This is a genomic window from Sphingobacterium sp. CZ-UAM (genome assembly GCF_002000245.1).
Classification (GTDB): domain Bacteria; phylum Bacteroidota; class Bacteroidia; order Sphingobacteriales; family Sphingobacteriaceae; genus Sphingobacterium.
The window spans coordinates 289,502-306,400 of the sequence record NZ_MTCM01000004.1 but is presented as its reverse complement, the minus strand read 5'-3'; the positions used below and the strand labels follow the sequence as shown (position 1 = coordinate 306,400).

The following is a 16,899-nucleotide window of genomic DNA, read 5'->3' as shown; positions in this document are numbered from 1 at the left end:
CGCCTACACCTGTACCAATGTCAAACATTCTTGTTTCACAAAATCTTCCAATAGTGCTACCGCCTGGTCGTTACCGCCAGCGGTTAGAAAGGTCTTTTGTACCTCTTTGGCGGCATTTCGATACTTGGGATTTTCCAATAACTCAAACACCGTGTCCCGCAGGGCATCGATACGCATACGTTTGTATCGGATACTCACACCACAGCCGGCCTGCTCAATAAGTTTGGCTGTATGAAAATGATCATAGGCGATCGGTGTGATCAGCATGGGTAAACCATTGGTAAAGGTGTCGTTCACCGTATTGAAGCCCCCATGGCAAATAACCATGTCCATGTGTGGCATCAAAGCGGATTGGGGAACAAAGCCACTCACAATAAAATTGGAAGGCCATTCTTCAAATATTTCCGGTGGGGTAGCGGCAATAATTGTCACGGGCTGATCGGCAAAGGCCTCGATCAGTTTACCGAAAAATGCTTTTCGAATATCCACGAGTAGTGTACCTAAGGATACAAATACTTTTGGAGTAGTGCTGGCGGCCAAACGCTCCCAGTCAAAAGGGGTATTGTTTGGACGACCTTTGACCGGTCCGACAAATTTCATGTATGGCGGTACCGTTTCAAAACCGGCAAAAGCTTGTGACGTAAATATCAGGTTGAGCTGATGGGAGTGTATAAAGATTCCTTGATCATAAATTCCCACAGCCTTTTGAAGGTCTTTGATCAAATTTTGCTGCCACTCAAATATCTTAGGAGCACTCTTCTCCGTGTCGCCCATGACATCTGGCGGAACGGGCGTCGTCGTCACACAGGGGATCTGGTGTTTATGCGCGAATAACGCTCCCCCAAAAGTAATGCAGTCATTGATGATGACGTTGGGCCGCCATTGGCCAAGAAGACGTTCCAATCCGGGCATCATCATTTTCGCGATGGGGATGTAGGTTTCTTCCAGCGCCAGTTTCATGACTTCGGGGCCCGAACAGGAGGGGCCATCATCCTGACGTTTCAATAGCTGTTGGAGTTCCTCCTGAAAAGGTAGCAGATCCGCTTCAGGATAGATATAACTTCCACCTGCAGGGATATGATGATCAGCTAATGGCGTTATGCCAAACCACCGGACTTCATGCCCACGGGCAAGGAGGCTTGCACCTACACTTAACGTTGGGCTGATATGTCCAAAAAATGGTGGAACAACAAAGAGGAACTTCGCCGGTACATCCGCTCTTGAAGCGATAGGAGTGGCAGTTTGTTCCAAGAGGTCTGCAGCGGTTTTCGTGCCACCCGCATCGACAAAAGATTGACGTACGGTATGTGCAGCTTCACGATAGGTTGGATTATTCAAGATGGTATGGACACTATCTTTTAAATGATGTGCTTTAAAGCGATTGAAATTCAGTCGTTCACCGGCACCGGTACGTACTACGCGACCCGCGACATGTGACTGATCGTAAGCGATCGGGATGACCACAAGTGGCAGACCCTGTGAAAGAGTTTCGGAAACCGTATTATGGCCACCATGGCATACAACAGCATCCAGGTGTGGTAACAGATCCAATTGTGGGATTTGTGGATAAACCATGAAATTTTCAGGCCAGGCATCAAATAGCTGCGGATCTGAAACGACGACGACAGTGAGCTCCGCTCCAGCAAAAGCATCGATAACCTTTTGGAAAAATGCTTTCTTATGCTCATGGTCAAAGGTAGTACCAATACTGACCAGGATTTTTTTTCGATTGCTAGCATGCAATTTATCCCAGTCAAATACAGCCGATCCCCGACGTTCGGCCAGGACAGGTCCTGTGAACTGATAGTTTGAGCTGAGATCCATTTCGCCAAAAAAATAACGGGAGGTTAAGACTAGCGTAAGTAGATCTGAGCAATCCAACGGCTTATCACCCACAACCCCGAGTTCCTGCTGTAAGGCAACAATCTGTTTTTCTTCCCACTCGTGTACTTTCGGAAGCTCGCTGACAATTTTGATCGCGGCAGGGGCTGTAACAGTGGTTGCATAGCGGAGCCCAAGTTTCTTTGCCGCAATCGCAGCAGCAAATAATTGATGGTCACCGATGACTAGATTTGGTGCAAATGTTTCTAATAAGGTAAGGATGCCTTTATAACAATGTCTATTTAAAGGGATAAGTACATCTTCATAAAGAAACTTGATGCTATCAATACCATAGACGATCTTTTTTGAAATGATATCGAGGTACTGTTCACTTTCTTTTTTTTCTTCATCCGTCTGGTCATATTGAATAAGCAAAAGCTTTCCGCCAGCCGGAAGTTTATCGGTTAAGTTTTTGTCGAGACTGATCCAGGCCACCTCATGTCCTCTTTCCAATAGTTCAGCACCAATGCTCAACGTCGGATTGACATGACCTGTCAGTGGGGGGACAACAAACACAAATTTAGCCATGGTTTTGTAATAAAGGGTTAGATAAAAAATCAACGATAGTTTCAGCTATCTGTGTAGGTTCTTGTATGGGGATATTGTGATCTCCCGGAATGAGTTCAAGTTGAGCGCCAGATATTTTTGTTTGCAGCCATTCCCCCGTTGGTTTACAGTTTGATATATCTCCATACAACAGTAAGGTGGATGGCGGTAATGTTGCAGTATCCATTTCATGGAGGAAATATTTTTCCTTGATCATATCCGCTTTGATACTCGTCTGGTTGAATAAAAACTCGTAAAGGCGATGATTTTTTTCAAATTGTCGCTTACCCATTTTCATCTTTGTGGTATCGGTAAAATTGGCGATATAATGCTCCAGAAATTCCTTACTATACTCATCGATGATGTTGCGTGCTTTTTCATCCTGTGGATCCGGAGCCTCCATAACGACGAGTCGTTCCACACGGGTTGGGATCTGCAATGCGGTTTTCAACGCGATTAGTCCACCAAAACTGTAACCCAGCAGATGGACGTTTTGAAGTTGTAGACTATCCAACAAAGCAATCAGATCGAATGACATATTCTCAAGATCATAGCCTTCCGATACACGTTCACTCATGCCATGACTTTTGAGATCATACATAACGACGTGGAAATGCTGCGCTAGGATTGGAGCAATATTAAAATAATAAATAGAGAGGTTGCTGAACATACCATGGATCAGTACCACGGTTTGTTCAGCACCTTTGTTCAGTTCCTGTATATGAACTTTCCTATTGTTGACCGTAATTATTGGCATTCGTGGATATAATTGATGATCATGCGGAGGTCAAGATTAATCAACTGGTCCAGGTCCATCGAAGATAACCAGCCGGTGAAATCAATCTGCTCACCAAAATGCGCTTTGATTTTCTCTGAAAAAGAAACAATTTCAATACTGTCCATTTCAAGGTCCTTTGTAAAGGAACTTTCTGGTGTGATATCCATCTCTTCTACAAATTCTTCGCCGATAACTTCTGTTATAAAGCCTTTTAATAAAGCGAATAATTCTTCGTGATTTAATTTTAATGTGGTGTTTATAGTGTCCATCCGATGATATAATTTTGGTGTTTGATTGTTTTTATTTCTATTTGATTGATCCAAAGATGATCGCCTTGAATACGCTCCACTTCGTATTTTTTAGGGTTGCCTTTTAAGCCTGTACCTAAGAATTTACCATAAGCTTCTTTCGCCACCCAAAAACGGGTCGTCCATTCGGCCTGTTCCCTGTCTTTGAGCAACTCCATTTCTGCATCGGTAAAAACCAGGGGGTAAAACCCAGAACTCCGTTCCGCAATGAGTTCCATGTCAATACCTACAGGGCGATCTGTGCGGGCGATAGCTACGGCATCTTTTACCTTGTGGGCCAGCGAGACATGGATATCTTTTGTGATATCCCCCAAAAGATATGGTTTACCGACTTCATCTGAGCGGATCTCAAAGGTAATGGGATAGCAGGGGAGGTTTTTCTGACGGTTCAACAGCTGTCGCACCGCATCTTTTACGGCGACACGGCTTACCATCCAACTTTTTCGGCGGTTGGGCAGTAGCTGATGGTGGTGCTGTTTTTCCGTTTGGTTGAAATAGCGTTTCAGAATAAAGTCCCAAGAAGCAACCCGGGTGTAGGCTTGGTGAAAGAAGAAAACATCCGGTGCGATTTCCGTTGACAGACGGTTGTGCAGTGGCGACATGGACACGTTCCATAGTGCTTCATCGATTTCCAGCCGTCTGTTTTGCCAGCCACGGATCACACACCATACTTTCCCATTTCGTTCTAGCATGATGTCAGCGATGGCGAACTCATCGTTGAGCTCAGTCAACATACAAGTGCACTCAAACAAACCATCTTGATCATGCATGTTATCGAAAAACTCAATTTCTTTGATTTTAACCGGAAATGCAATGCGATCTTTGGTCAGTGTAAGCTGAAGCCACAAACCGAACAATTGTCCCGCATTATCCAATAGCGAGCCCTTTCCACCATTACCCTTGATCTTGCCAATGATCCCCTTTTGACCTACAGCCGTCACCGCCACAATACCCTGATAGGCTGTTCCATGGAACATATGCTTATCATAGATTTCTTCGGAAGTTCGCGTGATAGGTAGCCTCTCACCAATAGAAAGGTCAACTTGTGGGGGGGCAGGGTGTGCTGCAGACAGCACTACCTCCGCATTTACAAAATTTTCGATATCCAGATAGGCCAGCTGTGGGCGACGCCATTCGCCCTTAACCATTTTTTCAAATGGTTTGGCCACGTTCATCCATTGAAATACACTTACGTGCATAATCTTATGGATCTTGGTCGCAGGTTGTTCCGACTGTGCGATTTCTGCGAGCAACTCAAAGATCATAGTCATCGGAATCACCGGTTCCATGTCCGCTACTTCGGACCATCCCTTTGGCTGTCGCAGCAGGCTATGATCGATCAGGTAGGGATGACTGTCCAAATTGACCTGCAGCATTTTTTCGAAATGTCTTTCAACAGTTTTTTCTAGGATAGGTGGGGCGGCAACGGCTGTTGTAATACCAGAGGCAGCCCGGTTCTGAAAGAGTGTCAATACTTCTTCCTGCATCCGGATCATATCGGCGATATTCTCCTGAAATGCCTGAACCAATGGATGATTGCCCTTTACGGTTGTTCCCACAGTCAGTTGTGGTTGAACGGTATCAAAAGATTTTCCTAAGCTCTTGATCGCATCAAAATTACGGACGATAGGCGAACCGAGCTGTAGCTTCATGCCTTTGCTTGTCGTCTTTTTTATATGGTTATGTACCGCCAGAAAATCCAGCGCCACCGTTTTTCCTTCTACAAATAAAGCCGCAACGATACGTTGTAGCTGAGCAAGTGCTGAACGTGTTACCACACTGGATGCTAAGGTGCTGAAAGCTTTTCCCTTTAGGGTATCGTCAATAAAGCCGATCAGTCCACCAGTACCCACCTGGATGAAGAACCGGACTCCCTCGTCATAAAGCTTTTCCGTTAGCTCGCGGAAACGGACTGGTTGTACAAGGTGTTCGGCACTCAATTGACGGATGGCCTGTTGATCCGAAGGGTAGGGCTTTAATGTTGTTGCCGACCACAAAGGAATCTTTGTTTGCTGAAATTGTACTTTTTCCATACCTGCTAGGATCAGATCCAGCTTGTCTGCCACAAAAGGTGAGTGAAAACCCGACTGGAATGGCAGGATCTGATGGAATATCTGTTTCGCTTTCAACTGAGGTACCAGTTCTTCTAAAGCGGTATTGCTACCGCATAGAATGACCTGATGTGGACAGTTGTCATTTGAAACATAAATATTGGGAATTCCAGTAATCAAAGGTGTAATTTCCTGCAGCCCTGTCCCAATGGCAATAAATTTGGAGTCCTTGAGTTCAAAAGTCTGCGGGTGAAGTACATCAATCAGATCCTTGACCGAACTTGCTTCCGCCAGTTCCGAAGAATAGCCCGCCAGCCATTCTCCTAAGCTATGCCCGGCATTCATGTCCGGATATATTCCCAGTTTTTTTAGGGAATTGTCCAAAATGCTGCAAGAATTAAAAATAGCCAAGGCATCATTCAGGAGTCCTTCACCTTCGGTTTGTATAGGTGCTGATAATCCAAAATAGCGACTGACCGAGTCAATCTCTCCCTTGGCTAAGCCATCTAAACCAGGGAAGACGAAGGCAACCTTGCCTCCCTCTTGTAATAATGGGGCTGAGGTATACCAGATATCCTGCTTATTGCGCCAGGCTTTATCTTTAGAAACGATTTTGATAGCCTTTTCAATCCGTTCTGGGGTTGGATCAAATAGTGCTAGACGATAATTGCCTACACCTACTATGTTGTCGTTATTCCGTAAAGCCGATAATAATTCCGCATGAGTTGGCCGGGCTAGTAATAGCACTGGATCTTTTTTCGGCATATCATAGCCTGTCAAGACCACATGGGCGTTAATACCGCCAAAGCCAAAAGCATTTACTGCGGCCACCTTGGGCAGACCTGTCTTTGACCAGCTTTTTGCTTCCTGCACGGGAGCAAATCGCGTTGTCTGCATGTCGGCGGTCGGGTTTTCGCAATACAGCGTTGGTGGCAATGTATCATGGTATAGGGCCAGACAGGTTTTTATCAGCCCCGCGATTCCTGCAGCCGGCATGGCATGACCAATATTGGATTTGACCGAACCGATTCCAGCCACTTGAGTCGCGTCGTCTTTACCGAAAAATTGCGACAGCGTCTCCAGTTCAGTTTTATCTCCAAGAGGTGTCCCTGTACCGTGAGCTTCCAGGTAACCGATCTGTTTTTCATCCAGTTCAGCATTGATCCAGGCTTGCTGTAGCGCTTTTAATTGTCCCTTCACCGATGGACTCATGACACTTGTACCATGGCCATCACTGCTCACCCCCACACCTTTGATGACCGCATAGATTTTATCCTGGTCACGTACAGCATCTTCGAGTCGCTTTAATACAACAAAACCACAGCCTTCACCGATGAGTAAGCCATCGGCATCCATGCTGAAAGGTTTGATTTGCTGTTTGCGCGACAAGGCTCCCAATTGAGCAAAAATACTCCAAAAGGCAGCATTTTGTCCCGTATGTACTCCGCCTGCAATCATGATGTCACTACGGCCACGCTGCAGTTCCTGTACTGCATGGTCTACAGCGATCAGGGCGCTGGCACAAGCAGCATCTACAGTAAAGGCCACACCACCAAGATTGAAGCGGTTGGCCACAAGCGAAGCTACAAGATTAGGGATTAAGCCCATAGCCGTATCAGCAGCAAAGCGCCCCTTGCGTTCCTGGAATGCTTGTTTTACCTTTTCGATATCAGCCGCTGGCACCTGCGGTAAAAGTTCCTGTAAAAGGGAGGAAATCTGCTCGCCGGTACGTACGATTTCTATGGCACGGGTAGCTCCCGGGCCAGTATAATTTCCTTTCCCGATGACAATTCCCGCTTTTTCCAGTGATACCTGTTTTTGAAATACGCTAGCATCTTCCAATGCTTTCTGTACCAGATCAAGCGTTAACAGGTGATCCGGCTCGGTTCCCTCAACGGCAAGTGGTAAAATGCCAAATGCCGTTGGATCGAACACATAGTCAGAGATAAACCCACCACGTTTGCAATAGAAGCGATCTACAGTCCCCGGACCATCACTAAAATGGACCGGGTCAATGCGGTCAGCCGGAGCGACCTCCGTCGAATCGACTTTATTGATGATATTTTGCCAGAACATATTGGCATCCTGTGCCCCTGGAAAAACACAAGATAAACCAACGATGGCAACATCTGTTTTCTTCATAATCAATAGCTATGACGGTTTACCAATTGTTGCCTGACATAATTAATACTTGGCTTTCCGTACCATATCTGATCTCGTTAAGGAAAATTTCCTTTCCTTCATCCAAAGGAATAAGGGAGATACCTCGGCGTTCGTATTCCGTCTCCAGTGTCTGCGAAACCATCCCGGCACCTTTCCACGGACCCCAGTTGATCGAAATAACTTTTCCTTTCAGTCGCTTATTCAATACATTGGCATAATCATCCAATACGCTGTTTGCTGCGGCATAATCTGTCTGGCCCTTGTTGCCATAAACAGATGCTATACTGGAGAATAAAACGACAAATTGGCAATCCGAACGTAATTGTTCCGCCAATACACGTAAGGGTTTTACTTTGGTGTCAAAGACGCGTCCGAAAGAACTGGTTGTTTTCTGTTTGAAGAGTTTATCTTCCAGCAGGCCGGCACCATGGATCACACCATCGAGCTGTCCATACTGTTCATAAATCTGGTGGAGCAAGGCTGTTAATCCGGCCTCATCACAGAGATCCAGTGATTCATAAATGACGGTGTTTCCTAAACGTTCCATATCGCGGATAGTCCGTAGGATCTGATTGTTCTTATAGATACGGAGGGTCTCTTTCTCAATATGTGCTGGTGCATGGAATAGTCCTGATTGAATAAGGTGCGCCCTGATCTGCTCCTTGGAGGTCATTGTTTCCAGTTCTTTCGGGATCCGGGTGTCTTTCCTTGGATCTGCCGATCTGCCTACAAGGATGTAGGTACAAGGGTAGGAGGCTGACATATGTTTTACCAGCTCGGCGGTAATCCCCTGTCCACCGCCAAGTACAAGGACAACAGATTTTTCATCCAGTTGGATTTGGACTTCTTCGCTGCCTGTAGAAAGTGGCGAAGGTATGATATCGACCGTATGCCGCTGATCATTTTTGTAGATAACCTCTACGGTTTTATCGGTCGTCAAGATCTCTTTTAGTGCAATTTCAGCAATTTGATCTGTTTCCTGTGGTGTGCTTAGGCTGATCAATCGACAGTTGGTCTGCTCAAACTCACGGGCCAGACTTTTAAACAGGCCTGGGTACCCCTGATAGTGGCGCAATGCATGTGTATCATTTGTTTTTTCTACATGTGCTGGGATATCCGAGATCAAATAAACCCATTTGGCCCGGTCCAGATCCATCTTTTTGATCAGATCAACCTGGTCGATAATATTATGTTTGATGGTTGCTGAATAGGTATCTGTAATGATCAGCCCATCGAAGACGGCGAGATCCTGTTCTGGATTGACCAATTCGGCGATGGCACCATGTTTTTCGAGCATGGTTTTGATGGCCAGTGTCTGTTGTCCGTGATCTGGAGCAATGGCAAAACGTTTGCCCTGTAGAATTTCTGTATCTTGTGCTGAGGCTGCATCTGCTGGTGTCAAGTCAAAACGAAGTCTGGACAAGAGCCTCTGCTCAGGAGCTGTTTCACTAACTTCACTGATCCAGGAAGCAAGACCGTTAAGGGTTTTAATCGCTGCTAAGGTTTCCATTAGATCTTCGGCATGTTCGAGATCCTCCCCAAAGCCAATTTTGGTCTTCAGTTCAGCAATGATTTCCATCCGTTTGATCGAGTCTATGCTCAAATCAGCTTCCAGGTCCAAATCCAATCCTAACATTTCTTTGGGATAACCGGTTTTTTCACTGACGATATCCAATATTGCTGTTTGTAATTCCGCAAGGGAGAGCGCAGACTGATTTGATGTTGTGGGGGTAGATACTGCTGTTTGAATGCTAGTTGCTGACTCCGCTGTTGCGCCGCTGAATTCTGTTAACCAGGAAACCAGACCATTTAAGGTTTTTATGGCGGCCAATTGTTCCATGATCGTATCTTCATTGGTATGGTCGAATTTCAGTGTGCCAAGTTCCGTACGTAGGGTACCGATAATTTCCACCCGTTTGATTGAATCGATGCTGAGATCGGCCTCCAGATCCATTTCCATACCCAACATCTCATGTGGATAACCGGTCTTGTCGCTTACTACCTGTAACAATAGTGTTTTAATGTCTTTCGTTGGTGTTTGGACAGCTGTTGCGACAGTGGAATTTTCGCTGAGCGTGGGTTGAACCGTAATGGGGCTTGAAAGATCTGCAGTCACATTTGGTGTGGGGCTTGAATAAACCGGCATAGCTGCTACTTGTGGGGTTTGCCCCAAAAAGGAAAGCATGACATCACGTTGCGCCTGGATCAGCATTTTCATGCTGTTTAAATATTCTTGCAGCATACGCTCAGCAGGTTGTGCTTCTGTCGTTGCAGCTATGGGATTGTTAAGGTTACTCATTTTAATGGGGCTTATGATGGGCAATGCACCATTGACAGGTAAAGATCCGGTGGTTGGATGTGCAGCTTGCCCATTGACACGCCAGATCGTAGGGTTTTTCTTATATAAATTTGGTTGATCTAGCTGAATTTGTTGAACATGACGGCCTTCAAAAAGTTTTTCAATCGAAAAATTGCGACCTGTCCCCAAATATTGTGCGAGCATACAGAGTAGGTGCGTCAATTTGTTGCGGTTGCTGTCTTCTACGTACAGGGTGATCTGATCCTGCTCTAGACAGGATTTGGTCAGGCCGGTCAGTACTTTGCCAGGACCTACTTCGATAAATATCCGTGCGCCATCTGCATACATGGCCTGGAGTTCCTCTACAAAGCGGACAGGTTGAACCAAATGTTCCGTCAACCTTGCTTTTATTTCGGAAGCTGAAGTAGGATATAAGCTTGTTGTAGTGTTTGACCAAACTGGTAGTCGCATTTCTTGGAAAGGAACATCCTTCAACACATTTGCATAAAGTTGCTTTGACTTAGCGACTAAAGGACTATGGAAAGCACAGGCTACTTCCAGTTTTTTAGCGGAGACTCGTTCCTGTTTTAACAGTTCCATGAGTTTCCCGATAGCCGCTGTGCTGCCGGCGACAACACATTGTGTCGGTGCATTGTAGTTTACGGGATAAACGCCTTCCACACGGCCTAGGAGTATTTTTAATCGTTCCGCATCTGCATTGACCGCAACCATGGTACCCGGGTCGCCATTTTCTACTGAATCCAGGATGGATTGGGCACGCTTGCTGCTCAGTTTGACCAACTGATTTTCATCAAACACACCAGCGAAACATAAAGCTGGTAGCTCACCATAGCTGTGCCCCGCCAGCATATCTGGGACGATACCGAGTGACTGGAGGAATTTGGCCAAGGCCAGGTCAACAATACCCAAAAGTGGCTGTGCCAGACGTGTATCTTTAATGGTTTCTTTTTGTTGTTTTAAAGAGTCAGCATCAAACGTAGTTGAAGGAAAAAGCACTTTTTCCAATTCTGGATACTGCGAGATAAGCTTTCGCATTTCAGGGAATACCACAAAGAGATCACGCGCCATATTAATGCGTTGACTACCTTGTCCCGGAAATAAAAACGCTGTTTTACCATCACGTTTATTGACAATAAAAGTGTCTTTGCTTTCAATACCGGATAACACCAGTTCGATTTTCATCATCAGGTCTTCCGCTGTATCAGCAACGATGCTGAGCTGGATCGTTTTTTCAGATGCAACAGCTAAACTGTAGGCGATATCTTTTAGCGGGAGGCTATCGTTGATATCTAAAAGTGCTTTTACCTGACCCAGTTGCCCCTTTGCTTCGTCATAGCTGTCGCCACGGAAAACGAATAGTTCTGATGGCCAGGATTGCAAAGTAATTGTACTATCTTCCTGCGGATGATTCGCAATAACAGCATGGAAATTTGTTCCGCCAAAACCAAAGGCGCTGATGCCAGCATAACGTCTTTTTTCGCCCCATAAACCAGTTTCAGCATGGAAAGCGAAAGGACTTGTTCGTGCATTATAATAGGCATTCGGCTGTTGGAGGTGAAGTGTTGGTGGTTTTACACCATGAAATACTGCTAGGGAAGCTTTGATCAAGCCTGCCAATCCTGCCGCACATTTGGTGTGGCCGATCTGGGTTTTGACCGAACCTAAATGCGTTTGTGCTGGTAAGGCTCCTGAACGGCTGAATAAATTGGTCAGCGCACTCAGTTCTGTTTTATCACCAACAACTGTTCCTGTACCATGCGCTTCAACCAGACCAACAGATGCTGCACTGATACCCGCTTGATTATAGGCACGTTCCAGTGCGCGTACCTGACCGATTTTTCGGGGAGCGGTGAGGCCTAAGGCTTTACCATCACTGGATCCACCCACGCCTTTGATAACGGAGTAGATGCGGTCGCCATCGCGTACAGCATCTTCGTAGCGTTTGAGTACCAATATTGCCACCCCCTCGCCAAGGGCAATGCCGTCAGCATCACTGTCAAATGTGGCACATCGCCCTTTCCGCGAGAGCGCATGTGTGCTGGAGAACATCAGGTAATCGTTAATGCCATTATGCAGATCTGCTCCACCGGCAAGCACCATATCTGATTTACCCAGGATGAGTTCCTGGCAAGCAAGGTCAATCGCTGCGAGCGATGAGGCACAGGCAGCATCCACTGTGAAATTTCGGCCGCCAAGATCCAGTCTATTTGTGATCCGACCAGCGATAACATTGGCCAAAATACCGGGAAAAGAATCTTCTGTGGTATGAGGCAATGCCTCTTTCACTTCCTCATGAAGTTCTCCGAATACCTGTTTGTAGTATCCTCTAAAGCTATAGCTGTTGGCAAGATCATTGCCCCCTTCGGCACCGATGATCACGGAAATATTTTCGCGGTTGATTTGTTTTTCGTCATAACCGGCATCTTCCATGGCACGCTTGGCGACCAATAATGTCAACAACTGTGTTGGTTCAATCGCTGCGAGTGACTGTGGTGGAATCCCGAAAGCCAAGGGATCAAAATCAATTTTCGGAATAAAGCCACCCCATTTGGAATGGGATACATCCGGGCCATCCGAGTCGGGTTTATAGTATAATTCTTTATTCCAGCGTTCGTCCGGAACTTCGGTTACACTGTCTTTCCCAAGAATAATATTGCGCCAATATTCTTCCAGATTTTTGGCCCCTGGAAATATACAGTCCATCCCGACAATAGCAACATCCAAGGGTTTTTCGCTTGATAGAGGTTCTTCAGGTAGTAGCGCGTTCTGGATATACTGCTGGTTATCGATGCCAACATGTTGATGCAGCGCATCTAGGGAGATCACCTTGTTCTGCATGGTTGCGATCTGACCGATCATATACATGCCGAGATCCAATTGTTTACTTTTCGGGATAGCGACTAATTTGTCGCCTTGTCGGTCCACGCCTTTGGCTGCGATACGTAGGCGACCGACGTTTAATTTTTCCAATTTTTCCCAGACTTCCTTCTTATCGACACCGGCAGCCAATAATTTGGATTTTTCTAGGTTGAAGTGTTGTGCAAAGGCTGTATTCAAGCAACGGGTTTCATGTCCTGGTGCTGTCTCCAGGAGGACCGTATCTTTGGCTTGCATCGCTTGTCGCTGAAATTCTTCCTGAATTGCGCTAGTGCTGACTGCTTCCTGTGTATAGAGATACGCAGTTCCCATCAATACACCGACTTTTACGCCGCGGGCGGCTAAAGGAGCCGCCATAATGGAAACAAATGCTGATGAGAATGCATTGTGGATGCCGCCGGCAAAGAAAACACTGATCTGTTCCGGGTGATCCTCTTTTAAGATGCGTTCGATCTGTTTTTCCCAGAGCACAGTGCTCGAAAGAGGACCTACGTGGCCACCGCATTCGCGACCTTCGAAAATGAAATTTTTGGCACCCTCCTTTAGAAACATGTCGAGCAGGGCAGGAGACGGCACGTGTAGAAACGTTGTTATGCCCACTTTTTCAAATACCTTAGCCTGGGCAGGTCGACCACCGGCAATCAGGACAACGGGTGGTTTAGCTTCCAGAATGTAGGCGGTCTGTTCTTCGCGCAGTTCCTGCGGTGCAAAGCCTAAGATGCCCACTCCCCAAGCTTTGTTTCCAGCGAGTTGTTTGGTTTCCATAACCAAGGTTTTCGCTTGTTCACCAGGGAGCAGAGACAGGGCAACAAAAGGGAGTGCTCCAGCTTCCGCTACGGCATTGGCAAAAGCAGGGACATCGCTAACACGGGTCATGGGGCCCTGTGCGATCGGATAACGCAGGCCTAGTTGTTTTGCTAATACATTGTCTCGATCAATCGGCTGTAACGCTTTCGCCTGCTTTAAATGGCCGTACATGGCTTCCTTAAATCCGAAAATAAGCTTTTTCAGTGTTCTGAAATCTTCATAAAGATCGATGGCCAAGGAAATGTCTTGCCCCATTGGGATATAACTCGTAGCAGGATTCAGGTCGGTAAAATATGCCCGGAGTTCGGTCGTAACAACCTGGTCCGATAAGGCTGGCGAGTTCGGACGTACCAGTACACGGTGGTTGGCGATGATTTTAGTTTCAGTTCCGTTTAGTTTTCCACAGAGCGTTTTGAAGTCCTGGGGGACTGAGCTTTCGGGAAAAAGCGCGAGCTGACTATCCAATACAATTCCGGTAGCACCAAGTGCTTTTGCAGCAGCAGCAGTATGCAAACCTATGCCGCCCTGTACCCAAACTGGGATGGACTGAATTTCTTTGATAATCCGTTGGAAGAGTACAAACGTGGATTCATATCCAACGACACCTCCAGCTTCATTTCCTTTTATGATAATTCCTTTTGCGTTAAGCTGTTCCGCTTGTTTGGCTTCTTCCATACTGCTGACCTGATACACTATGGATAGGTGCGGAGCCGTGGGAGCTGGGCTTCCAAAAGGAAGAATGATGACACTTACTTTCTCCGGAATTTCAAGGGATAGAAGTTTATCATTTGGAAAATAAATTCCATAAGTAAATAGAGCAGTCTGATCAAGTTGATTCAGTGCTTCCTGAGCGTTGGCTAAGTTGTGTCCCAAACTTAATACGGGAAATGCACCCGCTTGATGGAGTTTGGGCATGAGATTTACGTCAGGCTTTTCAAAAGGCGTTAATCCAATAATGGTTAAATTTTTCATGCATTGATGATCTTGAAAATATAATAGCAGGAGATCCCATAACAGAAATCAAAACCGTAGTGGTGTTGACGGGAGGGCTGTTATGTTGTAATAAAAGTAATTAATTTTTATTATATTTTTAACAACAAAGGTAATTTAATAATGATTTTTTAACAAAAAAGTAGTAAACGCCTGAGTATTATTAACCATGAGGCTACAAATTTGTTGAAAATCAGTTATAGTCCGTTTTTTAAATGTATGTTTCGAAAAAAATAACTATTTATTTTATGTGTGAATAACTAAAGGAATAATTTTATCTCAAAAGGCTTTTTAATTGTGTTTTACTGTAAATAGGTTGTCATCTTATATTTTTACATTATTTGTATACACTTCTTTGAGTCTTTATAGAATGGATATGGTTACTGATGCGTGTAGTATTCTATTTCGCTTATTGGCTTATATTTAACTTTTAAGTTAAATATAGGAGCTAGCTAATATCTTTCAATAGATCAGCTGATTAGTTTTATTTTTGCATTTTTGCTTGCAAAGAATGCCTAATAAGCGTATATTTGTGCCACACAAAACAAAGGTGATACCTTTTCGGGGTGTAGCGTAGCCCGGTATCGCGCCACATTTGGGATGTGGAGGTCGTAGGTTCGAATCCTGCCACCCCGACAATAAAGCTCGACGAAAGTCGGGCTTTTTTTGTTTTCAAGCAGGAAGAGAACCTACGACTTTTAAAGAAGTTATTAGCATCGATCCAAAAGAGGCACTATCTAATAGCTTAAGGTGATCTAAATGTGGCTTTTTCTTTAGAAATTTAAAAAACTTAATAGGCTAGGGAGGTATTATTTGTCGATATCTCTGTGTGTAGATCATTTTTGTTGTTAAGCTTTCATGACCTAATAATTCTTTTACACGAATCTCACAAGGTATGAACCTTTTCCTTCCTTTTGATGTTTACTTTTGCTAACGAATTATCAAAATAAGCTGTACATTAATATCTAGTTGACAAAATAGCGGGTTAACAGCTAAATTAAAATATTGAATACATTTGGTCGCTACATGTATTTCACATTCCCTAGAAATTTGTAATTTAGTTCTTTGAAAATACATCAGTTACGTTCCTGCTAAATTGAACTTTCGTCTAATTTACCCACTACTGCGCCAATGTATTTTCGCTCGTAATCAATGCCAACGGAACCCATTGGATAAAATTTTTCTGATTGAACTAAAATGAATATTAACTTTTTTTTTACCTTATTTATTTCGTTTTTATTATTGATTTTACCAGAAATGGTCTTTTCTCAATCAACTGATTTTACCATCCAAGAGGTTAAGTTTGAAAGTCAGGGTGTTACTCTCGCGGGGTCAATTTTAAGACCTAAAAACCCATTTGCAGCGGTTGTGATTGTTCACGGGTCTGACCCGGTAAAAAGAGAAATAGAGTTTGCAAAACGTCTTGCTAAAGAAGGTATTGCTGTATTGACCTATGACAAACGTGGAGTTGGAGAATCTGGAGGTGTATATGTTGGACCATCTGTTGGTACGAATAATATAGATACAACTAACCTTAATTTATTATCTAACGATGCAAATGAAGCAGTAAAAACATTTAGAACCTATTTGAAAGGGAAAAAGATACCAATTGGTTTAGTCGGGTTTAGTCAGGCAGGATGGATAATGCCGATTACTGCAAGTAAGAATCATCAAATTGAATTTATGGTTTTATTTAGTTGTCCTACGATAACAACTCTAGAACAACTCCGATTTCAGTTTTATACGAATGGCAATAATAACTTTTGGGAACATCATACAGATGCAGATGCTCGTGAGCATACAAAAAATGACCCAGACAAATATCAATTTGTAGCGACTGACCCAAAAAATTCTTTGAATATGCTTTCAATTCCTGGACTTTGGCTTTTTGGAGAGAAGGATATACAAATTCCCGTAAAGCTGTGTATAGAACAACTAAACTCATTTAAAGTACAAGGCAAACCTTTTGAATACACGTTATTTCCAACATTAGGACATGATACTTCATCTGAAAATATTTCAGAACCCTTCGATATTTCAGTTCAATGGATAAAGCAGAAAACGTTGAGCATGAAACTGTCTAGAAAATGAAAATAGAGTATTGCCCGGCTATTCCACGAGCGGGTAATTTTACTATCTTTTTTAATGCATAATAGCCATCGGCCAAACACCCGCCCC

General features: G+C 44.5%; 6 protein-coding genes and 1 tRNA gene. 2 read left to right on the top strand and 5 right to left on the bottom strand.

What is annotated here, in order from left to right; genetic code table 11:
* Window positions 1–3 precede the first annotated feature (3 nt).
* From BWD42_RS25010 to BWD42_RS17165, 5 genes are read right to left on the bottom strand one after another with little or no spacing between them, the layout of a single operon-like run.
* Window positions 4–2,409, bottom strand: coding sequence for a glycosyltransferase (locus BWD42_RS25010; protein ID WP_077437622.1), 2,406 nt, complete (start codon window positions 2,407–2,409; stop codon window positions 4–6).
* Window positions 2,402–3,184: an alpha/beta fold hydrolase gene (locus BWD42_RS17180; protein WP_077437621.1), complete on the bottom strand. Its 783-nt coding sequence runs from the start codon at window positions 3,182–3,184 to the stop codon at window positions 2,402–2,404. Before BWD42_RS17180 ends, BWD42_RS25010 begins: the two co-directional genes overlap by 8 nt.
* A complete protein-coding gene (locus BWD42_RS17175; protein ID WP_077437620.1) occupies window positions 3,175–3,474 on the bottom strand; it encodes an acyl carrier protein in 300 nt (99 codons plus the stop codon). The genes BWD42_RS17180 and BWD42_RS17175 overlap by 10 nt, the downstream gene beginning before the upstream one ends.
* The gene (locus BWD42_RS17170) at window positions 3,462–7,706 is read right to left on the bottom strand and encodes a type I polyketide synthase (protein ID WP_077437619.1); all 4,245 of its coding nucleotides are present in this window, start codon (window positions 7,704–7,706) and stop codon (window positions 3,462–3,464) included. Before BWD42_RS17170 ends, BWD42_RS17175 begins: the two co-directional genes overlap by 13 nt.
* A gap of 19 nt (window positions 7,707–7,725) precedes the next feature.
* Window positions 7,726–14,703: a type I polyketide synthase gene (locus BWD42_RS17165; protein ID WP_077437618.1), complete on the bottom strand. Its 6,978-nt coding sequence runs from the start codon at window positions 14,701–14,703 to the stop codon at window positions 7,726–7,728.
* Between the two features lie 580 nt (window positions 14,704–15,283).
* On the opposite strand from BWD42_RS17165, the gene BWD42_RS17160 reads away from it, so the two are divergent.
* Together BWD42_RS17160 and BWD42_RS17155 are read left to right on the top strand one after the other, a co-directional pair.
* A tRNA-Pro gene (locus BWD42_RS17160) sits at window positions 15,284–15,357 on the top strand.
* A 561-nt stretch (window positions 15,358–15,918) separates the two neighbouring features.
* Window positions 15,919–16,812 carry an alpha/beta hydrolase family protein gene (locus BWD42_RS17155; RefSeq protein ID WP_077437617.1) on the top strand — a complete coding sequence of 298 codons (894 nt, stop codon included), beginning with the start codon at window positions 15,919–15,921 and terminating at the stop codon, window positions 16,810–16,812.
* The last annotated feature ends 87 nt before the right edge of the window (window positions 16,813–16,899 follow it).